General features: G+C 64.2%; 22 protein-coding genes and 2 pseudogenes. 11 read left to right on the plus strand and 13 right to left on the minus strand.

Annotated features, from left to right (window positions below; translation table 11 throughout):
• A protein-coding gene (locus tag Q8W67_RS25950) for an IS3 family transposase (RefSeq protein ID WP_305550563.1) occupies window positions 1–1,093 on the plus strand; the annotation gives its coding sequence in 2 pieces (ribosomal slippage) (window positions 1–231 and window positions 231–1,093; 1,094 coding nt annotated over the 2 pieces). This gene is flagged as partial in the annotation.
• A 24-nt stretch (window positions 1,094–1,117) separates the two neighbouring features.
• On the opposite strand, the pseudogene Q8W67_RS25955 reads toward Q8W67_RS25950, so the two are convergent.
• A pseudogene (locus Q8W67_RS25955) lies at window positions 1,118–1,354 on the minus strand (integrase); the annotation flags it as partial.
• Window positions 1,355–1,601: 247 nt separating this feature from the next.
• On the opposite strand from Q8W67_RS25955, the gene Q8W67_RS25960 reads away from it, so the two are divergent.
• Window positions 1,602–2,249, plus strand: a complete 648-nt coding sequence (locus tag Q8W67_RS25960; protein WP_305550943.1) for an Asp/Glu racemase — start codon at window positions 1,602–1,604, stop codon at window positions 2,247–2,249.
• A 301-nt stretch (window positions 2,250–2,550) separates the two neighbouring features.
• Here the strand turns inward: Q8W67_RS25960 and Q8W67_RS25965 are convergent, their stop codons facing one another.
• Complete coding sequence (locus Q8W67_RS25965) at window positions 2,551–3,627, minus strand: aldo/keto reductase (protein WP_305550945.1); 1,077 nt, start codon at window positions 3,625–3,627, stop codon at window positions 2,551–2,553.
• 167 nt (window positions 3,628–3,794) lie between these two features.
• Between Q8W67_RS25965 and Q8W67_RS25970 the strand changes: the two genes are divergently transcribed.
• Window positions 3,795–4,346 carry a TetR/AcrR family transcriptional regulator gene (locus tag Q8W67_RS25970; protein WP_305550947.1) on the plus strand — a complete coding sequence of 184 codons (552 nt, stop codon included), beginning with the start codon at window positions 3,795–3,797 and terminating at the stop codon, window positions 4,344–4,346.
• A gap of 512 nt (window positions 4,347–4,858) precedes the next feature.
• A complete protein-coding gene (locus tag Q8W67_RS25975; protein WP_305550949.1) occupies window positions 4,859–5,347 on the plus strand; it encodes a lipocalin-like domain-containing protein in 489 nt (162 codons plus the stop codon).
• Window positions 5,348–5,486: 139 nt separating this feature from the next.
• Here the strand turns inward: Q8W67_RS25975 and Q8W67_RS25980 are convergent, their stop codons facing one another.
• The 3 genes from Q8W67_RS25980 to Q8W67_RS25990 all read right to left on the minus strand — a co-directional run bounded on the left by Q8W67_RS25980 (window position 5,487) and on the right by Q8W67_RS25990 (window position 7,526).
• Entirely contained in the window at window positions 5,487–6,296 is an 810-nt protein-coding gene (locus Q8W67_RS25980; protein ID WP_305550951.1) for an arylamine N-acetyltransferase, read from the minus strand.
• Window positions 6,297–6,337: 41 nt separating this feature from the next.
• Window positions 6,338–6,949 carry a hypothetical protein gene (locus tag Q8W67_RS25985; RefSeq protein ID WP_305550954.1) on the minus strand — a complete coding sequence of 204 codons (612 nt, stop codon included), beginning with the start codon at window positions 6,947–6,949 and terminating at the stop codon, window positions 6,338–6,340.
• A gap of 118 nt (window positions 6,950–7,067) precedes the next feature.
• A complete protein-coding gene (locus tag Q8W67_RS25990; RefSeq protein WP_370693963.1) occupies window positions 7,068–7,526 on the minus strand; it encodes a LysR substrate-binding domain-containing protein in 459 nt (152 codons plus the stop codon).
• An 11-nt stretch (window positions 7,527–7,537) separates the two neighbouring features.
• On the opposite strand from Q8W67_RS25990, the pseudogene Q8W67_RS25995 reads away from it, so the two are divergent.
• Window positions 7,538–7,729: pseudogene (locus Q8W67_RS25995) on the plus strand (hypothetical protein); the annotation flags it as partial.
• A 402-nt stretch (window positions 7,730–8,131) separates the two neighbouring features.
• Window positions 8,132–8,359 (plus strand): hypothetical protein, encoded by a 228-nt coding sequence (locus Q8W67_RS26000; protein WP_305550956.1) that lies wholly within the window; start codon window positions 8,132–8,134, stop codon window positions 8,357–8,359.
• Window positions 8,360–9,006: 647 nt separating this feature from the next.
• Here Q8W67_RS26000 and Q8W67_RS26010 read toward each other — a convergent pair.
• From Q8W67_RS26010 to Q8W67_RS26040, 7 genes are all read right to left on the minus strand, one after another.
• Complete coding sequence (locus Q8W67_RS26010) at window positions 9,007–9,246, minus strand: hypothetical protein (RefSeq protein WP_305550962.1); 240 nt, start codon at window positions 9,244–9,246, stop codon at window positions 9,007–9,009.
• A 16-nt stretch (window positions 9,247–9,262) separates the two neighbouring features.
• Window positions 9,263–9,994, minus strand: a complete 732-nt coding sequence (locus Q8W67_RS26015; protein ID WP_305550968.1) for a cache domain-containing protein — start codon at window positions 9,992–9,994, stop codon at window positions 9,263–9,265.
• A gap of 437 nt (window positions 9,995–10,431) precedes the next feature.
• Window positions 10,432–10,656: a hypothetical protein gene (locus Q8W67_RS26020; RefSeq protein WP_305550970.1), complete on the minus strand. Its 225-nt coding sequence runs from the start codon at window positions 10,654–10,656 to the stop codon at window positions 10,432–10,434.
• Window positions 10,657–11,129: 473 nt separating this feature from the next.
• Window positions 11,130–12,452, minus strand: a complete 1,323-nt coding sequence (locus Q8W67_RS26025) for an MFS transporter (RefSeq protein WP_305550972.1) — start codon at window positions 12,450–12,452, stop codon at window positions 11,130–11,132.
• 687 nt (window positions 12,453–13,139) lie between these two features.
• Window positions 13,140–14,171: a linear amide C-N hydrolase gene (locus tag Q8W67_RS26030; RefSeq protein WP_305550990.1), complete on the minus strand. Its 1,032-nt coding sequence runs from the start codon at window positions 14,169–14,171 to the stop codon at window positions 13,140–13,142.
• Window positions 14,172–14,309: 138 nt separating this feature from the next.
• On the minus strand, window positions 14,310–14,519 hold the full coding sequence (locus Q8W67_RS26035; protein WP_305550974.1) for a hypothetical protein: 210 nt from the start codon (window positions 14,517–14,519) through the stop codon (window positions 14,310–14,312).
• Window positions 14,520–14,896: 377 nt separating this feature from the next.
• Entirely contained in the window at window positions 14,897–15,589 is a 693-nt protein-coding gene (locus Q8W67_RS26040) for a helix-turn-helix domain-containing protein (RefSeq protein ID WP_305550976.1), read from the minus strand.
• Between the two features lie 101 nt (window positions 15,590–15,690).
• Between Q8W67_RS26040 and Q8W67_RS26045 the strand changes: the two genes are divergently transcribed.
• The 5 genes from Q8W67_RS26045 to Q8W67_RS26065 are packed head-to-tail and all read left to right on the plus strand — an operon-like array spanning window position 15,691 to window position 18,375.
• Window positions 15,691–16,482: a VOC family protein gene (locus Q8W67_RS26045; RefSeq protein ID WP_305550978.1), complete on the plus strand. Its 792-nt coding sequence runs from the start codon at window positions 15,691–15,693 to the stop codon at window positions 16,480–16,482.
• Window positions 16,483–16,495: 13 nt separating this feature from the next.
• The gene (locus Q8W67_RS26050; RefSeq protein ID WP_305550980.1) at window positions 16,496–16,996 is read left to right on the plus strand and encodes a VOC family protein; all 501 of its coding nucleotides are present in this window, start codon (window positions 16,496–16,498) and stop codon (window positions 16,994–16,996) included.
• The gene (locus Q8W67_RS26055) at window positions 16,989–17,159 is read left to right on the plus strand and encodes a hypothetical protein (protein WP_305550982.1); all 171 of its coding nucleotides are present in this window, start codon (window positions 16,989–16,991) and stop codon (window positions 17,157–17,159) included. Before Q8W67_RS26050 ends, Q8W67_RS26055 begins: the two co-directional genes overlap by 8 nt.
• Before the next feature lie 59 nt (window positions 17,160–17,218).
• A complete protein-coding gene (locus tag Q8W67_RS26060) occupies window positions 17,219–17,737 on the plus strand; it encodes an SRPBCC domain-containing protein (protein ID WP_305550984.1) in 519 nt (172 codons plus the stop codon).
• 5 nt (window positions 17,738–17,742) lie between these two features.
• Complete coding sequence (locus tag Q8W67_RS26065; RefSeq protein WP_305550986.1) at window positions 17,743–18,375, plus strand: dihydrofolate reductase family protein; 633 nt, start codon at window positions 17,743–17,745, stop codon at window positions 18,373–18,375.
• Window positions 18,376–18,655: 280 nt separating this feature from the next.
• Here the strand turns inward: Q8W67_RS26065 and Q8W67_RS26070 are convergent.
• On the minus strand, window positions 18,656–19,119 hold a 464-nt coding region (locus Q8W67_RS26070), incomplete at its 5' end, for a LysR substrate-binding domain-containing protein (protein WP_305550988.1).

Raw genomic sequence — 19,119 nt, forward strand, 5'->3', positions numbered from 1 at the left:
GCGAAGAACAGATCATCGGCATCCTGAAGGAGCAGCAGGCTGGGCTGCCAGTGGCTGAGATCTGTCGCCGCCACGGCATCAGCGATGCGACCTTCTACACGTGGCGCTCGCGTTTCGGCGGCATGGAAGTCTCGGACGCGCGCCGTCTGAAGGCGCTCGACGAGGAGAACCGCAAGCTCAAGAAGCTCCTGGCCGAGGCGATGCTCGACGTGGCCACGCTTCGCGAGGCGATGGGAAAAAACTTCTGACGCCCAGCGCACGGAGAACGGCCGTGAGCTGGGCCATTGAGGAGAAGGGCTACTCGCAGCGTCGCGCCTGTGGGCTGATCGGCCTGGAGCCGAAGTCGTACCGCTACGCCTCGACCCGCGGCGACGATGCGACCGTGCGGGCACGCCTGCGCAGCCTGGCTGGCGAGCGCCGCCGTTTCGGCTATCGGCGTCTGCTGATCTTGCTGCGCCGGGAGGGCCTCACGCTGAACCACAAGAAGCTCTTCCGCCTCTATCGGGAAGAGCGGCTGTCGGTGCGCAGGCGTGGTGGTCGCAAACGGGCCCTTGGCACGCGAGCGCCGGCCGCCGTGCCCCAGGAGCCGAACCAGCGCTGGAGCCTCGACTTCGTCTCGGACATGCTCGACGATGGACGGCGCTTCCGCATCCTCGTCGTGGTCGACGACTGCACCCGGGAGTGCTTGGCGCTGGTGGTCGACACGTCGCTGTCCGGGCGGCGGGTCGCGCGCGAACTCGACCGGATCATCGCTGGCCGGGGCAAGCCACTGATGATCGTCTCGGACAATGGCACCGAGCTGACCTCGCACGCCATCCTGCGCTGGCAGGAGGAGCGTGCGGTCGAGTGGCACTACATCGCCCCCGGCAAGCCGCAGCAGAACGGTTTTGTCGAGAGCTTGAATGGGCGCTTGCGCGACGAGTGCCTGAACGAGCATCTGTTCCGGAGCCTGTCGGCGGCCCGGACCATCATCGAGGCCTGGCGGGTCGACTGTAACACCTGCCGCCCTCACACGAGCCTCGGCGGGCTCACCCCGAACGCGTTTGCAGCCCGGTCCCGACAGGACCAGAACCAGAACGGACTCTGGTTATGAACGGGGGCAAACAGGGGGCAAGGTCACCGGCCGCCCGGTTTTGCGCTGGGTGACGATGGCCCGTGTGCGGACGCGGCCGCCGCTGACGAGGTATCCGATCCTGAGCTTGACGATGTCGCAGCCTCGCAGCTTGCTGTCTATGGCGAGATCAAACATCGCGCGGTCACGCACGCGCTGCTCTCGGTCGAGCCAGAAACGGATGGCCCAGACCTGCTGAGGTTTGAGCGCTCGCTTGGCGCCGAGCTTGCGGCCAGCGTTCAAAGGCTACCGCCCCTTCGTGGCTGGATCGTATGCGGAATGTCCCATCGTCTGTCTCCTCGCCGGCCCGTGCCGACGAGGAGAGATGACACCTGAACCGAAGGCAGGGCGCAGGACGAGGAAGAGCGGACGGACTGCTTCCGACCCATACCGGGCATTCCGAAAATCGCCTGAGCATTCCAATAGCAGTCATTTGGCGGACCGCTTGGCGTGATGGATAAGAAGACCGCCCACCAGAAGAGGACATCGTATGGTCCGGATAGCTTGCCTCCACACGGCCGAGAGCAACATAGCCGTCTTCGATGATGCTTTGCGTGTGATCGGCCTGACAGGTGCGGAACTGCTTCATGAGGTGCGGGCGGATCTTCTCGCGGCAGCGGAGCGAGAAGGGCAGCTTACGCCCGAGATCGCTGCCCGGACAGCCGCGGAGCTCCGAGGTTTGAGCGTCAAGGCTGACGCCGTGCTCCTGACCTGTTCCACGCTCGGACCAGCCGCCGAGGCTGCGGCTGTGGAGGCCCCAGTTCCCGTCATGCGGGTCGATGCGGCGCTGGCGACAGAGGCGGTGAAAGGCGGAGGCAAGGTCGTCGCGCTTTGCGCTGTCAGAACAACCGTCGAGCCGACAAGGCTCCTGTTCGAGTCGGCAGCGCGCGCGACCGGTGCAGAAGTGGTCGTGAGGGTAGTTCCCGGAGCTTGGGACGCATTCAAGGCTGGTGACCGCGATGCCTATCTCGCCAAGATCGCCCATGCCGCCATTGCGGCGGCGCAGGCGGGCGCGACGCGGGTCGCGCTGGCCCAGGCTTCAATGGCCGGAGCATGTGGCCTAATCAACTCAGACATACGGTCTCTCAACAGCCCTGAGGCGGGCCTTATCGCGGCAGCCAAGGCGGCTGCCGCGTAGAAGGTCACTTCGGGCGGAGAGCGGGTGGGACGGCAATATCCGCTTTCCTCCCTGCGCCGCCCGGAAGCAGACCGGCAGAAATCAACCCGTCTGAGACGCTCAGATGGCCGTCGGTAGCAGCGGGATCTGGCCGGAACCCGCAGGTCCGCTTCGGAGACGGTCGGCTGGAAAGGCGGACCGGCCCTTACCGACTCATACCGGAAGGGGGCGGCGCTGGCTGCGCCGCCCGTAAGCAGACGTTCGTCAGAAGCTGCTGATCTCAGTCGCTGTGTCGGGTCTGTCTCACCTTGTAGAAGAGCAATCAATCGTCCCAACCGACGACATCGTGGCCGCCATAGATCATGCGGCGAATAAAAGGAGCTGCTAGGCTGGAGCTGAACCCGACGGGCGGTGCGCTCGCGTCGTTAAGGCGTTTCATCTGCTGCTTACTCAGCAGTAGGTCGGTCGCGGCTATGTTGCTTTCGAGCTGAGACACTTTACTCGCTCCGATCAGTGTCGAGGCTACACCCCTACGCGCCAAGGTCCAGGCCAGCGCCACCTGTGCCATCGGACGATCGAGTTCAGTGGCGATCGCTCGCAGCACGTCGAGAATATCCCAATTGCGATCGGTGAACTTGCTGTTGCCGAAAGGGTTTGCACCGCTCAATCGCCCTGTGTCGGCAGTGTTCTCCCGGCGGTATTTCCCTGACAGGAACCCCCCTGCAAGCGGACTCCACGGCATGATGCCCATCCCGCCCTCGCGCGCGGCCGGGAAGTGCTCGCTTTCCACATCACGGTCCACCAGCGAGTATACGACCTGAATCGCGATCGGACCTGGCACGCGCCGCTCCGCTGCGATCGTGGCCGCCTTCATCGCCAGCCAAGCAGGCATGTCCGACAGGCCGTAGTAACGGATCTTGCCAGCCCGCACGAGGTCGCCCAACGTCTGGACGATCTCCTCGATCGGGGTCACGCCGTCCCAGACGTGCATCCAATACAGGTCGATGTAGTCGGTGCCGAGCCGCTTGAGCGAGGCGTCGAGCGCACGGTGGATGTTCTTAGCTCCAGCCCCGCCCGCGTTCGGGTTGCCGCCACCTGCCTGAGTCGCCGTCAACGGGCTCGCCGAGCCGTTGAACGCGAACTTGGTCGCCAGCACGACCTCATCCCGCGCACCGCTCTCTGTGATGAACTTGCCGACCAATCGCTCGCTCTCGCCATCGGTGTAAATATCGGCCGTATCGATGAAATTGCCACCAGCGGCTCGGTAGGCGTCGAAGATCGCTTGCGAGGTCGCTTCGTCAGCTCCCCACTCGCCAGGGCCGAAGGTCATGGTGCCGAGAGCTAACGGGCTGACGATCAGGCCAGACCGGCCGAGCGCGCGAAAGGCGGTAAGGGACATGCGGTGCAACTTCCGTAGTGATCGATACGGAGGTGTGCTACGGTGGCTCGCAGCCGTCAAGCAATATCAGAACGATCGCTATGGAAGACACAAACACAAAGGGCACGCCACGCCGCCGAACTGGCCGCCCGCTTTCGTTCAGTCGTGATGCTGCACTGGAGCAAGCGATGCTGGCGTTCTGGCGGCACGGTTACGAGACAACCTCGATCACCGAGCTGACCGACGCGATGGGGATTACGGCCCCTAGCCTATATACGGCCTTCGGAGACAAGAGGCGTCTGTTCCTGGAAGCTGTGCGACGCTACGCCGGTGATCCTGCCGTAACCGGACAGGCGATCGATGACGCAGCTTGTGCCTATGATGCAGCCTGCGCGATGTTGACTGGTGCGGTCATCGCCTTCACCGGCGTGACAACGCCCAAGGGGTGTATGCTGGCAAGCGCGACGGCAAGCGGCTCGGAAGCTTCGCTCGAGGTGCAGGCTGCCGTCGCCGACATTCGGAGGGCGGTCATCGACCGTCTCCGTGCGCGAATTGAACGCGACATTGCGACCGGCGTCGTCCCACCGGAGACGGACGCCTCTGCGTTGGCCGGGCTAGTGATGACGGTGATGCAAGGCTTGTCGGTCCTAGCGCGCGATGGAATGACCCGCACCTCCTTGCAGGCTATTGCATCCGCTGCTCTACTGGCTTGGCCGCGCACGCAGACATCTAGTCAATAGCTTCCGTAGCTCATGATTCATTCTCTTAAGCCGGCAATGTGAGGCAATGGCTGTTTACGGACGCAAAATTCCAAAAGCTGCCTGACCGGTTTCCGCCCGACCGAGACGCTCGCGAGGCCTTCGGCAGCAGCAGGATTGGCCGAAATCCGCCGGTCCGCTTCGGAAAAGGTCGGCCGGGAAAGCGGGCAGGCCCCTACCGACCCAACCCAGACGGTCACAGTCGGATCGAGCATTGCCAAAAGCGGCCGTCCAACAGGGCGGGTCTGGTGACAGCTACGCACTATCTTGGCCATTAGAACAATTTGAGCGAATACCGCAAGCAGACATCCGAACTGTTGATGATTTAAAATAATTCTATTTGTAAACTTAAATCGATGCAGTATTAAATTTTTGTCGAACACAAATACAATTGATCAAAATATTCGCCTAGAAATGTTTGCAACATGGAATTTTAGATGATATCGAATCGTCAATCGATTGAGTGGCTGTTTGTCAGGCGGAGATTGATGCAAATGAGGACCCGCTTCGTTGCGTGTGTGCTGTCCCTTGTCGCCACGACAGCGGTTTCGGCCCTTGCAGAGCCGCTTGATCCCTCGCTTCTTGTCGGATCTTGGAAGTTGACGAAGGTGTATGACCAGTTCTCGGACGGTCGGCGGCGCGAGACTTGGGGGTCTGCGCCACAGGGTATCCTGCAGTTCACTGCTAACGGCATCATGAGTGTCCAGCTTTCGGGCGGAGAGAGGCCAGCGCATCCCGGCACAGTTCCGACCGATCCCGTGGGTCCCTACAACGCCTATTTCGGAACTTACACGGTTGACGCGGCCGGTAGGTTCTTTGAAGCCCATGTGCAGCGCTCAAGTTGGCCGCAGTGGAACGGTGCGACTCTTAAGCGGACAATCGAGGAACTCTCATCAACCACGCTGAAGGTGGTGTCGGCGCCGATCAACGATCCCAATGGTGGTGTTTTTGAACCTCACCTGGAGTTCGAACGGATCAAGTAGAATTTTTCTAATATCTGCTCGATCCTCTCATGCCAACGAGAGGGTCTGTTTCTACAAGGACCGACTAGATGTAGATGTCAGGCGCGCATGTCCGCTTCGTAGGCGGCCACCAGCTGTAAGGGTGAATGGGCGCACGTCGTCACGTCCAATCAGGAATCGCAGCCACCTTGATGTTTTCGGCTTCGGGGAGATCAAAGCCGAAATGCTGTGCAAGCAAGGTCCGAAGCCCCGGCCGATCAGTCAGCTCCGAGCTGGTTTCGGTGTCGTCCGATACCCAGGTGACGTCGCGGTTCATGACGTTGACCCGCCCCGCGGGCGTGACGGCACTGGCAAAGATCTGTTGCCGGAAGAGCAAACCAGGGTGGGTCGACTTGAAATGGTTGGACATTTCGAAATCGACCGGGTTGTCGTCCGCCATCGTGGAGGCCCAGCCAGTAAAATCCTCATGGCGGCGCCGTCCATGGAGCATCCATAGGGCACCGTCATGCGTCATCCGATGCCCGTCCGGCGTTGCCGTCCCATCCATCGGGATCGGAAAAGGCGGGGCGAACGGACCGAAGCCGGGATCGATGACGAGCCGTTCGCCATCGACCGAAACGGTGAGATACATGTGATCCCGCGGCGCTTCATGATAGGATTGGAACAGCACGACGCGGGCGATGTGGCGGCGCACTGCAAAGCCGAGCGCCTCCAAAGCCGCCGCCATGAGCGTGGCGTGCTCGAAGCAGTATCCGCCGCGCCGGCCCTCGACCATCTTCGTCTGTAGGGCAGAAGCGGCGAGCTGGATTGGGTGTCCGAGCAGGACGTCGAAATTCTCGAACGGGATGTGGCGGATATGGCTGTCCAAGACGCGGGCGAGCGTCTCGTATGAGGGGGCCCGCCCCGCCAGAAGATGCGGCCGAGATAGTGGTTGAGGTCGAACATTCGTGACTTCCCATTTTGTTCTCATCGGCTGCTTACTGCGGGCACCACCAGGCGTATGCTGCTGGTCTAGGCAGGCACCACGCTCTTGATCGCGTTGGCCGTGCCGGATGCGAGCACCGCGCCCTCCGCATCGATATGCAACTGCACGCGGGTGCGGGCGCGCACCCCATCCACCGCGTCGGACGGTAGCGCTGCAATGCGTTCGCCCAGGCCGCCGGCCATCAGCGCCGCCGTCCAATAGGCGTCGAAGTCCGGGAAGCGCCGCTCAACGGTGATGCGCCGCGTCTCCACCTGGGCGAGCGCGGCCCCGGTAAAGGCCGCTCGCAACGGCAGCATGGCGGAGATGGCCGCACTGGGCGGGGCGGCGGGCTCGATCCCGGCGTCCCGCAGCGCGATCCGGATGGGCTGTTCGTTCACCGCATTCACTCTACCATCGATCCGATCGTGAAAAGCATCCGCTTGCTGATCAAGCGCATCCTTCGCACCACGAATTTCTGTTGTGAGTGCACCTGGGCGCATCTCCCATGCGACATGTCCGCTTTGCGCGCATGCGCGCTTCAAACCGGACCGACGGCTTCCCACCCGACCGAGACGTACGAGCGAACGCGGCAGCATCGCCGGTTGATGGCCGAAAGCCGCCTGTCCGCTTCCGTGCCGGTGGAGCGGCGAAGCGGACATTCAACTCCCGACCCAACTCGGCCGCTTCACTTGCTATCCCTCGGTCTCGGAAGCGGACATCGGCGGGATCAACGGATCGACACCGGGTTGATGATACGAGCAGGCGGCGTCTTCGCTCTCAGAGCTTCGGAAAGGCTGCCGCCAGGTGGTCAATCAGGGCACGCACAGCCGGCGGCAGGCCGCGCCGGGTCGTGAAGACGATGTGGACGATGCCGGCTTGGCTGCGCCAATCCCGGAGAACGTGGACGAGCCTGCCCGAGGCGATGTGACCGGCACAGACATGGTCGGGCAGATAGGCGATGCCGATGCCCTCGGCAGCCGCATCACACAGGACGGCGAAGTCGCTGCACGTCATGCGCGGTTCGTGGCGCAGCCTGTACGTTGCCCCGCCTGCCTGTTCGAACCGCCACTCCACCTCGCCCGGGTCGTCGCTCGTGCCGAGCGTCGGGAAGGCGCCGAGCGACGCGATATCGGCGCCGAGGCGACTAGCGACCTGGGGGCTGGCAACCAAGATCCAGCGCGAGTGCCCGAGCGAGCGCATCGTCAGCGAGGCGTCGCTGGTGAGCTCCAGCCGCACCCGCAATCGTGCGGATGACACGGGTGGTGCTGGCCGCCGCCCATCGGGACCACGACACCGCCAACAACCCGGACGCCAACCTCGCGGCGTTCTGCCAGCGGTGCCACATGATCCACGATCGGCCAGAGCATCAGCGGCGGCGGTGGGTGACGCTGTTCCGGCGCAAAGCCCTCGGCGACCTGTTTAGTGCGCCCTACGGCTGAAGTGGTACTTGGAGAGGCATCAGCCAACGCGCCAGCTCTGGGTATCCTGGCGGCGGGGTACGCGCGGCTCATTAGCCAGCGCGCCGCCAGGGTAAACGGATGGTTTGCCGAACCTAAGCAATTGTGCCGATCGCCTCGATCCAGTCGCGATCTGCCAGCGTTCTACGGGCACTTCCACCGGAGACGTGCAGCCATGCTGATCCTAAATCCGCTGACCGGACACATGGTTGAAGTGCGCGTGCCTCGGCCGAAGCCCAAGAACACCTGAGCGCGCCTGGGCCACAGGCTGCACCCGACAAGGCCCCCCGCGCATGACCGGCACCGAGGCCGCGTGGACTGACGCCTATCAACCTCAGCACGTCCGCGGCATAGGCCGCGCCCCCCTCGAACCCAAGCGCACCGATGACGCTGTCCGACCTCGACAAGCCCGCCGAACTGACCCTCTGGCCCGGTTATAGGCCGGCCCAGGTAGCCGATGCGCGCAGCTTCCCGACGCTTCGAGAGGCACTCGCTGCCGCAGCTCAGGCGATCGACGCGGAGAAGGCAAAGCCGTGGATCATCACGGAGGCCGGCGATATTTTGGCGCCCGGCTGGATCCGTGCGAACACTGCCGGCTATCGCCTACAGTAAATCAGAGACTAGACGGTGTCCTGTACTGCTGCAATCGACCAATACGGCTATGAGCGAAAACGATCCGGCGCGCAGGAACGTGCCCGCCACGATGGATGAAAGCAGAAGCATGATGGAAGCCTTGAGTGCCGACTGGCGCAGCTTCCTCAAGAACGTGCGGAGCCCCGCACGGTTGCAGACCAATCTATAGGTATCAGCGGCACCATGAGGCGACCCCACACCACCGGATCGGGGCGTTATTGATAGCTCCCGTAGTTGTAGGATCGCCAGATGGCAGATGCGCCATAGCTGGATCGGCGGGCCGGTTGGCCTCCATCAGCATCAGGGCTGAGAAGCAGCAGAGCGCGAGGGCGGCGATCCAGAGGGCGCCTCTCAGGGTTCGAGTTGTTCTCTTGGACATGCACACGACGGTGATAGCCACCGGTTAGCGAACCCTTTCGCGGTCCACGACTCGTCCAGCAGCGAGTGGGAGTCGGGCCGCCGATCAAGCAGTCCGCATGATGCCTATTCGCAACCGCACGGCTTCCACCCGCCACGCATCGCGCTCGGTCCGCATGGCCTCGACGAGGGCGTACTTGTTCCCCGCGTCGATCGCGGTTTCAACGAGCATGTCCTAGGCGGTTGCCAGCAGCCGGCGCGGCTCGGCGTTACCTGACTCCGATACCGTCCGACAGAACCTGCCAAGCTCCGGCTGGATCGAGAGCGTTTGGATCGATCTCTATGCTTTCTGATGTGAGCGCAATCAACAGGCATACGAACAGCACGACCATGGTGGATCCAAGCGCAGCGCCGACGCAGCCCTGATCCAGCTTGACGGTTCGCAGCAGTATACAGCCGAGGGTGAACGTTGCCGCCTCCGTCAGCGGCCCGATGCTGATCAAACCCACGACTCTGCCCTCAGACCTAGTCAGCCCCTTCGGTGCCCGCAGTCTTCTGGTCGGCCGGATCGAGAGCCGCTGCGGCCGCCTTCAGATTTCGTCGAGCCTCAGCGACGACTGCGGTCTTCGCAGCGGCTTGAGCGTTCAGCGCCTCCAGAAACGCGGTCCAATCGGCCTTCGCGGAGGCCGGGATCTGGCTGTCGAGCTTCTGCCGAAGTTGCGCTACTCGCGCATCGGGCGTGGCCGCCTTAGGAGCGAGCATGTCGCTATCGTAGACGCCCACCCCGCAGGTCTGGTCGCCAGCCTTCGTGTAGTAGGTGGTCTTCGGCTCTTCGACCGTGCTACCGGGCTTTGGAAACAGGTACCGGATCATCGAAACCTTCCCGGGCTTGGCCGCGTCGACCATCGTCCGGATGAAGTAGTTACCGGTCTTATCGTGCAGGTCGCGCACGTCGTGGCCCTGCAGGATCGGATTGGGGTGGGCGCTCATCACGCCGTCTGGACCGACGCAGAACACGTAGGTGTCGGCGGTGCGGAAGCCGTCCGTGCCCTTGGTAAATATGCTCAGCGCAGCGGCCTCATCGCGATCGATGGCCGCCACAACCCGCTTGAGCATCCACTTCGCACTCATCTCCGCGCCCGAGCCACTGTCGTCGCATGACAGTCCCGCTTCGCTATCTCCACAAGCCAGAACCGGCGAGCCTGCCACGCTTCCAATCAGAAGCAGGGCAGAAAGCGTTGAAGCTTTGCCTGACATCACAGGCTCCAGAGGACTGATTCTCGACGCGAATCGCCCGCATGAGAGACTGACCTTGTCGATCTTGCAAGCTCCGAATGCAGGCATGTCGTGTTCGTTAAAGCGACCGACTGCATGAGACTAAGGCATGGCTCGGTCAGTTCCACGATCCGCGCGGATTCTCGGATTATCTGATCGGCTGATGTCGCGCGCTGCCTTTCAGCAGCCCTGCGATGGTTCTGTCTTCCTCGATTCTCCCGGATCTAGAACCTGAGTGTTCGTGGTGGTCACGCTTTTGACCCCTCACCCTAGGCCACGCGCTGCAGGCAGGGACGATCCAGATTTGGATAGTGGGTCGCGCGTCCGTGCCAGCTGCAGCCAGGCAGTCCATTCCCGGCTGACGATGCGCACGATGTTGGTATCGTTGCGCCAGCCGGTGACCTAGTGCTCCTCGACGGTCACGAGGCCGAGCCGCCGCGCCTCGCCTCGCGGATCGCGTTTTTCACGGTCGTGCACGAGACCCCTGTCACCGCGGCCATGTTCTCGATCGACAACCGGAAGTTCTTCCGGCGCACGACCTCGGCCGCCACGAGAGCGAGGACCGCCTGCTCGGCCAGCGTGAACCGAGCCGCGAGCCCCGGTGGAAGCCGCCCCGAGGCGGCCCAGCGGCTACGGCACTCCATCGAGGCATCCCTCTGCGCGGGCGCGAGCCGACGGCCCTCCTAGGCGCTACTGCGCGATCCTGGACGGCCGGGCTATTGCCTAGGTTAGAACCTGCTGGCACCGGCTGTAGGGAGCCGCTGGGCTATTGGGGCGTCCGTCCGCGCCTCAATGAGGCCGGACAGCGCTTCGGCCTCCGCTTCCGTGACCTTCCCCTCCCCATGGGCGCGCCACAGCAGCGCCGTCACCTGCGGCAGGATGATTCGGCTGGCCGCCTCGATGGGGCGCCTCAACTCGTCGGTTCAAAAGGTGCGAGCGAATTCTCGGTTGACATAACCTAGCGTGACGGCGGCGAAGCGGCAGGCAGCTGCGGTGGTCAGGGTGTTTCGCAAGACAAATCTGCAAGCGAGGCCTGATCGGAGCGGCACGCACGACCGTACCCGAGAGAGGCACCTGTACGACGAGAGCGCGATCCAATCAGCTTGAAGCACAAGCGTCACCCGAGCGGCATCCGTCTGGTTTCGACCTCGATCATCAGCGTGAGCGCGGCGGCGAGCGCGAGCAGCGCAGCGAAGGCACCGAGCGCGAGGCCGAAGCCGCTCGCGATCACCGGAGCCAGGACGGACGGTGCGAGCAGCCCCCCCAATCGTGCCGCCGCGCCGGCACTGCCCATGCCGGTGGCGCGGAGTTCCGTGGGATAGAGCTCAGGCGTGAAGGCGTAGAGCGCGCCCCATGTACCGAGCAGCGCGAAGCTCATCAGAAGCGTCGCCGCCGCGAGGAAGCCGACCGACGATCCCATGCCGAAGGCGGAACAGCCGATCGCGCTGAGGAGCAGGAAGGCGATGAGGGTCGGACGCCGCCCCCAGCGCTCCACCCCGTATGCGGCGAGCGCGTAGCCCGGCAACTGCGCGAGCGCTACCAGGACGAGGAACGCCTCGCCGCGCAGGAAACCGAAGCCCTGTCCCGCCAACCGCACCGGCAGCCAAACGAAAACGCCGTAGTACGAGGCCGACACGAGCAGCCAGACGGCCAGGATCAACGCCGAGCGCCGCCGGAGGTCTGGGCGGAAAATTGAGCCGGCGGACTTCGGTGTCTCGAGCGATCGCGCGGCCTGCGACAGGTTTGCGGCGATGTCAGCGCGTCCGTTCGTCCGCGCGACTTTCGCGAGCACGGCGTCCGCTTCCACGGTGCGGCCACGCCGGAGAAGGAAAAGCGGCGACTCGGGGATCAGGAAGCGGAGCCCGAGACACACCAGCGCGGGCGCGGCGGTGACCATGAACACGACCCGCCACGCGTCCTCCGGTCGCGTCCCCTGCGCAGCGAGCGAAGCGAGCGCGAGCACCACGGTGCCGACCGCCCAGAAGCCTTCCAGCGCCACCAGCCACCGGCCCCGCCGATCGGCGGGCAGGAACTCGGCCATCATCGCGTAGTCCACTGGCAGCGTGCCGCCGACCCCGAGGCCGGTCAGGAACCGCAAGGCCACTAGCCAGCCGAAGCTCGGTGCGAAAGCCGAGGCGAGGCCGAAGGCGGCGTCGATCAGCACGGTCGCGATCAGGATGGGTCGGCGCCCGAAACGGTCGGCGAGGCGGCCGAACAGGAAGGCGCCGACCAGCATGCCGAGAAAGAGGGTGGTTCCCGTCTGCAGTGCCTGTTGGACGGGGATGCCGAAGCAGGCTGCGATCGAGGGGGCCGTGAAGCCGATGGCGAGCACCTGCATCGCGTCCGCCGCCCAGACGAGGCCGAACACCGCGAACAATCGCTTCTGGAACGCACCGACGCCAGTCGAGGCCAGCACCGCGTCGTACGAGGCCGTGGTCATTCTCATACCCCGAGCGGCAGGATGCATATCGCCCGGTCATTCGGACCGGCGTATCTGTGAAGACGCGTGCGATCCAGCCGCAGCGGCTACCATGAGAAATCGCCGTCCGCGAAACGGGGGCCGGGTTGGCCTGATGCACAAAGACCCAGCGGCTGGCCACAGGGTCGAACGTCTCGGACGCATCAAACGTCTTGATGGAGGTCGCTTGCTACTGGATCCGCGTCCACCCCGTTAACGCAGCCCTTGTCTCGGCGCGAGCGAGCACGCTCACCTCCCGGTCGATGCCGGTCACATGGCCCGTGGCCCGACGATATAGACGGCCATCATCGCTGCATCTTGAACATGCAGCGTGGCTCCGCGGCAAACGAGCATCGATGCCTTGCACAAAAATCTTGCGGCGCGGCCGAGGGAACGCGTGCAGACCCCCGCGTTCGGAATGGGCAACAAACCGGATCTCTATCCGAAGCGGGCGTCGTAGATGGGCCGTCGACGGATGTCCGCTTGTGGGGAGTAGACGAACCTGCAAGAGCGGCCGAGATGGGCGCGAAGCCGAACGTCCGGTTTTGCGCACCGTGGCGATCCGGAGTGGCGTAGTCTGGCCGAAAGCAGCTGGTCCGCTTCGGAGAGGGACCACCGCAAAGGCGGACGGCCCCCGACCGACTCTTAGCGGACGTTCGTTGGGGATCGCTACTCGGGCAGCCCCAGGAACGGGAACGGCTTGGTCTCGCGGAACATGGCCGTCGCGTCGCCCGAGAACGTGTGATCCTGATTCGGGCCGAGATCGAGCTTCTGGGTCTTTCCCGTGACCGCGTTGAAGTCGATGGCCTTCAGGTCGACCCAGAAGGTGTTGGGCGTCAGAGCCGACTCGAAAAAGTAAAGCTTTCGCTTGTGGTCAACGACCGTGCGCCAGCGCGTCGAGGAGATGTTGGGCTCGTTCGGCGTGGTGATGCCATAGGGGACCGAGGCGTTCCGGATCACGCTGAAGACACTCGCAACCGCGAGGTTCGGGTCCTCGAATTGCGGGATCGCGTTGATGTAGAACGAAGCGCGCGCGAAGCGGTCGGCCGCCCGATTGGTGCCCGGCAGCATGACGGTCCCACCGATGAGCTTCCAGTAGCTATCGAGCGCGAGTTGCTGATCGAACACAGGCGAGTTCGTCATCACCTGGTAGGCACGGTCGTGGTGGATCACGAGCCGTCCGCCGATATACTCGAAAATAGCACTGTCACCCGTGGCGTCCGATAGCGACAAGTGCACGGTGGCGAGCCTATCTTCACCCGGAACCTTGTCGGTGACGATGGTGAAGGGCTCCATTCGGAGAGTTGCGACCGCTTCGCGGACGGTGGCGAAGCTGTCGAGGACGTACTGTGCCCAGGCCGCGACGGTCAGGCCGGGCTTGTCCTTGTCCGGCTTCGGGTAGTCGGCCTCAACCAGCCATAGCAGGTTGGCAGCCAGCCCGGCCTCGTTGACGCCGTCCGTGGTCGAGACTTCATAGCCCGAGGCGATGACGCTGCCGTACCGCGACGTCCATCGCAGTGAGTTCGCGCCAGCCTCCCCGGATCGGTCCATACCGCGCGGGAAAATCCAAAGGTTGGTGGCGATGTCGTTACGCCAGTCCATCGAGCGGGCCGTGATCACCTGCCCGTTCGCGCCGAGGTAGACGGCACGGGTACAAGCCTGGGAAGTGCCGTGGAGGCCGCAGAGCGCCACCACGAGCAGAGTCCGACAGGCACCAAGACACGCTGTCAATCGCAGCACGGCATCGCTCCCGGTCGTCGCGGGTTCGTTCCCCGGACGGCTTGCGCCTTCCCATTCGTCTGGACACGTCCGGCAGGGCAACGCATCGCCGTCGCCGTGTCAATCGATCCGGGCACGCCCTGCCTGGAGGTCGGTACGGATGCGATCGAGCGCGTTGAGGATTTCCCCTACGGCCATCCCTGTCACGCCCAACCAGAGCGGCGGCCCGAAGAATGCGGTCAGGTTGAGAAACCAGCCGATGATAACGCCCGCTACGATGACGCTTCCGACGCCTGCCCAGGCGAGCCCATGCCCCTTGTCCAAGGTCATCTGGATCATCCTTTGTACCGTTGCCTCTACAATCATTGCACGAGGAAACGGCGTAGGTGCATCGGCGCCCGTTAGGTGGCCTGCTCAATCGCCCAGAACCAAGAGAGCAGACCGTCCGCTTACCACCCGTCTGAGACGCTCAGATGGCCGTCGGTAGCAGCGGGATCTGGCCGGAACCCGCAGGTCCGCTTCGGAGAAGGTTTGCCAGAAAAGCTGACAGACTCTTGCCGACCCAATCTTGCCATTCGACAATCTTCGGCCCTCCGAGTGGCAGCGGTACGTCCGCTTCGACGAAGGTGCGTTCTGGACTGTTGTCGCGTAGCTTGCTCCGCACTCCGGCATGACGCCGAATACCGACCCGACCGCTAAGTCGCTCCCTAGGCGGTTTTAGCGGGCAGGGCGAAGAGATCGACGAAGGACTGTGCGAGATCGGCCTCGCCAGCGTAGGCAAGCGTTCCGCCCGCACCGTCTGTGGCCAGAGGCGCCTTGCCATAGATCGTGCGGCGCATCGCCATCGTATCGCCGGTGAAGGCGAGGTCGGGTGCCTCCATGACACCACGGCTCACGCAAATCTCACCGCCAGCCACTGTCGCGATAAAGTCCTCGCCGGGGAAATGAAAGGCGACCGATACAGGCAGTTCCGCGGCACGCTTCCGATCGATCAGGGCCTGGAGCGACATCATGGCTGAAGCCGCCGACATGAACAGGCTCGGGTCATGCCGCGGCGAGCGAGCCGCCCAACGCCCCATATCGCGCATCAGCGGCGCGGCCTCGCGGCCCCAATCCGTCAAGTCGTAGACCTGCACGTTGGCCGGTGACGGCAGCCGAAAGTGGCGGACGATGGCTGCATCTTCCAGGCTCGCCAGGCGCTGCGTCAGCACGTTGGCGCTGATGCCTGGAAGGTTTGCCCGAATCTCGCCGAAGCGGCGGGGGCCGAAGACCAGTTCGCGCATGATCAGCAGCGACCAACGCTCGCCAATGAACTCCAGCGCGAGCGCAGTGCCGCAAGCGTCGTCGTACCGACGCTCCCGCGGCGCAGATGCCTCGATAGTTATTTTTTCTGACTTCATGGTTGCTTTGTGTAACCGAGAATGCCAGCCTGGGCAAAGCGGGGCCTTAAGCGGCGCCGCGACGCGGCCGAGGCGCCCGTTGTCACGGAGGAATGCACCCGATGCCAACTGTCGAGGGTACCCCCGTCTGGTTCGAACTGAACGCGACCGACCAGGACGCGGCACAAGCCTTCTACGAGGCTGTCGCCGGCTGGTGCGTCGCGCCATCACCGATGCCGGAGCATGGCGGCTACCGAATCGCAGAGGCTGACGGAAAGCCCGTGGCCGGGATCCGGCGGTCGATGCCCGAAGCTCCCGGCCTTCCCGGTTGGGCGGTCTATCTCGCGAGCCGCGACGTCGACGCCATGGCTTCCAGGGTGGTTGAGCTCGGCGGCAGGATCCGGTTCGGGCCTGTCGACATCCCCCATGTCGGCCGCTTCGCCATGGTCAGCGACCCGCAGGACGTGGTCTTCGCCCTGATGGATACACCGAGCACCGGCGAGAGCCGGGCCTTTGGGCCGGTTCCCCTCGGGACGGAGCAAACCCTCGGCCACGGCGTATGGATTGAGCTCGCAACCCCCGATTCCGAGGCTGCCTTCGCGTTCTACGGGGCGCTGTTCGGCTGGGAGAAGCTCGGGGCCATGCCGATGGGCGGGATGGGCGAGTACGCCTTCATCGGGCGGGGCGACCTGCGCCCTGGCGCGGTGATGTCGAGTGCAGCCACCGGCACGCCGGCCCGATGGAATTGGTACGTCCACGTGGCCGATATCGATGCCGCGCTCGCGACGGTCCGCGAGAGGGGCGGCACGGTGCTCCAGGGGCCCGATCCAATCCCCGGCGGCAGCTACTCGGCCAACATCGCCGATCCAGCGGGCAACAGGTTCGGCCTTGCCGGCCCGCGCCAAGGCGCGTGAAGGGACGCTAGCGATGACGAGCGAGAAGCTGACGACCTGTCTGTGGTTCGACCACGGCCAAGCCCGCAAGGCCGCGGAGTTCTATGCCAAAACCTTCCCGGGCAGCCATGTCGGCGACGCCATGCACGCCCCGTCGGATTTTCCGGGCGGATCCGAGGGCGGTGAACTCACCGTCGCGTTCACCGTGCTCGGCCGTCCGTTCGTCGGCTTGAATGGCGGACCCAACTTCAAGGCTAATCTGGCGGTCAGCTTCATGGTGCTGACCGAAGATCAGGCGGAGACCGACCGCTACTGGGAGGCCATCGTGGGCAATGGCGGAGCGGAAAGCCAGTGCGGCTGGTGCACGGACCGCTGGGGCTTCTCCTGGCAGATCACGCCGCGCGCGCTCCTGCGCGCCAACAGCAATCCCGACAGAGCCGCGGCCCGGCGCGCATTCGAAGCGATGATGACAATGCGAAAGATCGACATCGCCCGGATCGAGGCTGCCGTCCGAGGAGACATGGCCGATGCGTAAGATCACCGGCTCCCTCTTCCAGTCGCTCGACGGCGTGCTCCAGGCATCAGGCGGGCCGGAGGAGGTCACGACGCAGAATATCGGGCGCGTGCGGACCTGTAATCTCGCCCGCAGCCGACTGGCGGAAGAGACAGCGTGGAGCGAGGAATACCGCCAGCTTTAGGCCTGACATTTCGACGCGTTGGATCAGATCGTCGAGGAACTGAAGCAGAAGGGACACCGATGAACGCAGGCAGACAGAGTGATGCCACCGCCGGGAGGGCCCGCACAATCATGGAGCGGACATCGGAACGGGAGCTTGTGGTTGCGCGGATCATCGACGGTCCGGCGCGCATCGTGTTCGAAGCGTGGACAAAGCCGGAGCTGTTCCAGCGATGGTGGGCGCCCAAAGCGTTCGGCGTGTCCTTGATCTCATTCGAAGCCGATGTTCGCACAGGTGGCGCGTACCGTTTCGTGATGGGTCATGCTTCCTCGGAGCAGCCCATGGCGTTCTTCGGTCGATACATCGAAGTGACGCCACACTCCCACTTGGTCTGGACCAATGACGAAGGAGGTGAAGCTGGGGCCGTCACCACAGTAACCTTCGAGGAAAAGGGCAGCGCGACCCGGGTCGTCGTGCGCGAGCTCTACCCCTCGAAAGAAGCGCTCGATGCCGCTGTGGCCTCTGGAAGCACAAGCGGGTGGGGCAATCAATTCGAACAGCTGGACGACCTGATCGTCAGCCTGGACGCGAAAGTCTGACTGTCATGGGCAAGGTGTGCGTAAGAGTTTTCGCAGTTTCTGTCGACGGCTTCGGGGCCGGCCCGGACCAAGGCCTAGAGCATCCGATGGGCAGAGGGGGCCGGGAGCTGCACGAGTGGTTTTTCCCGACCCGGACCTTTCGATCGATGATCGGGCAAGACGGCGGGACCGACGATCGCTTCGCCCGCGCCACGGCGGAAGGCTTCGGTGCCTTCATCCTTGGCCGCAATATGTTCGGACCGGCCGGCAACGATTGGGGCGGCCCCGACTGGAAGGGCTGGTGGGGCGACAATCCCCCGTATCATGCACCGACCTTCATCCTCACCCACCACGCCCGTGCGCCGATCGTGATGGAGGGCGGGACGACCTTCCATTTCGTCACCGGGGGGATCGAGGCGGCGCTCGCCCAGGCCAAGGCCGCAGCTGGCGACTTGGATGTTAAGGTCGGTGGTGGTGTGTCGACGGTTCGCCAGTATCTGCTCGCGGGCGCGATCGACGAAATGCACTTGGCGGTGTCGCCCATTATCCTGGGCCGAGGGGAGCACTTGTTCTCGGGCATCGACCTACCGGGCCTCGGCTATCGGGTGACGAAGACGGTCCCAACGGAGCTTGCGACCCACATCGTGCTGACGCGCTGATTGTCGGACGTGAACCGGGCGCCGCCTCGACCTCCGAAACCGACCCGTAGGGAAGTTGGTAACGCACGCTTCCGGGTAGTTCGGTTTAGCGGCCCAGAAGAACCGGATCTGGCCGAAAGCCGCCTGTCCGCTTCCGTGCCGGTGGAGCGGCGAAGCGGACATTCAACTCCCGACCCAACTCGGCCGCTTCACTTGCTATCCCTCGGTCTCGGAAGCGGACATCGGCGGGATCAACGGATCGACACCGGGTTGATGATACGAGCAGGCGGCGTCTTCGCTCTCAGAGCTTCGGAAAGGCTGCCGCCAGGTGGTCAATCAGGGCACGCACAGCCGGCGGCAGGCCGCGCCGGGTCGTGAAGACGATGTGGACGATGCCGGCTTGGCTGCGCCAATCCCGGAGAACGTGGACGAGCCTGCCCGAGGCGATGTGACCGGCACAGACATGGTCGGGCAGATAGGCGATGCCGATGCCCTCGGCAGCCGCATCACACAGGACGGCGAAGTCGCTGCACGTCATGCGCGGTTCGTGGCGCAGCCTGTACGTTGCCCCGCCTGCCTGTTCGAACCGCCACTCCACCTCGCCCGGGTCGTCGCTCGTGCCGAGCGTCGGGAAGGCGCCGAGCGACGCGATATCGGCGCCGAGGCGACTAGCGACCTGGGGGCTGGCAACCAAGATCCAGCGCGAGTGCCCGAGCGAGCGCATCGTCAGCGAGGCGTCGCTGGTGAGCTCCAGCCGCACCCGCA

Origin of the sequence: Methylobacterium sp. NEAU K (genome assembly GCF_030700285.1) — a bacterium.
In the GTDB taxonomy this organism is placed as follows: Bacteria; Pseudomonadota; Alphaproteobacteria; order Rhizobiales; family Beijerinckiaceae; genus Methylobacterium.

What these genes read in the sequence shown, in the direction of transcription:
- Q8W67_RS25960 (WP_305550943.1), top strand. Translation starts at nt 1,602, where the DNA reads ATGGTCCGGATAGCTTGCCTCCACACGGCCGAGAGCAACATAGCCGTC.
- Q8W67_RS25965 (WP_305550945.1), bottom strand. Translation starts at nt 3,627, where the DNA reads ATGTCCCTTACCGCCTTTCGCGCGCTCGGCCGGTCTGGCCTGATCGTC.
- Q8W67_RS25970 (WP_305550947.1), top strand. Translation starts at nt 3,795, where the DNA reads ATGCTGGCGTTCTGGCGGCACGGTTACGAGACAACCTCGATCACCGAG.
- Q8W67_RS25975 (WP_305550949.1), top strand. Translation starts at nt 4,859, where the DNA reads ATGAGGACCCGCTTCGTTGCGTGTGTGCTGTCCCTTGTCGCCACGACA.
- Q8W67_RS25980 (WP_305550951.1), bottom strand. Translation starts at nt 6,296, where the DNA reads ATGAGAACAAAATGGGAAGTCACGAATGTTCGACCTCAACCACTATCT.
- Q8W67_RS25985 (WP_305550954.1), bottom strand. Translation starts at nt 6,949, where the DNA reads ATGTCCGCTTCGCCGCTCCACCGGCACGGAAGCGGACAGGCGGCTTTC.
- Q8W67_RS26000 (WP_305550956.1), top strand. Translation starts at nt 8,132, where the DNA reads ATGACGCTGTCCGACCTCGACAAGCCCGCCGAACTGACCCTCTGGCCC.
- Q8W67_RS26015 (WP_305550968.1), bottom strand. Translation starts at nt 9,994, where the DNA reads ATGTCAGGCAAAGCTTCAACGCTTTCTGCCCTGCTTCTGATTGGAAGC.
- Q8W67_RS26020 (WP_305550970.1), bottom strand. Translation starts at nt 10,656, where the DNA reads ATGGAGTGCCGTAGCCGCTGGGCCGCCTCGGGGCGGCTTCCACCGGGG.
- Q8W67_RS26025 (WP_305550972.1), bottom strand. Translation starts at nt 12,452, where the DNA reads ATGACCACGGCCTCGTACGACGCGGTGCTGGCCTCGACTGGCGTCGGT.
- Q8W67_RS26035 (WP_305550974.1), bottom strand. Translation starts at nt 14,519, where the DNA reads ATGACCTTGGACAAGGGGCATGGGCTCGCCTGGGCAGGCGTCGGAAGC.
- Q8W67_RS26040 (WP_305550976.1), bottom strand. Translation starts at nt 15,589, where the DNA reads ATGAAGTCAGAAAAAATAACTATCGAGGCATCTGCGCCGCGGGAGCGT.
- Q8W67_RS26045 (WP_305550978.1), top strand. Translation starts at nt 15,691, where the DNA reads ATGCCAACTGTCGAGGGTACCCCCGTCTGGTTCGAACTGAACGCGACC.
- Q8W67_RS26050 (WP_305550980.1), top strand. Translation starts at nt 16,496, where the DNA reads ATGACGAGCGAGAAGCTGACGACCTGTCTGTGGTTCGACCACGGCCAA.
- Q8W67_RS26055 (WP_305550982.1), top strand. Translation starts at nt 16,989, where the DNA reads ATGCGTAAGATCACCGGCTCCCTCTTCCAGTCGCTCGACGGCGTGCTC.
- Q8W67_RS26060 (WP_305550984.1), top strand. Translation starts at nt 17,219, where the DNA reads ATGAACGCAGGCAGACAGAGTGATGCCACCGCCGGGAGGGCCCGCACA.
- Q8W67_RS26065 (WP_305550986.1), top strand. Translation starts at nt 17,743, where the DNA reads ATGGGCAAGGTGTGCGTAAGAGTTTTCGCAGTTTCTGTCGACGGCTTC.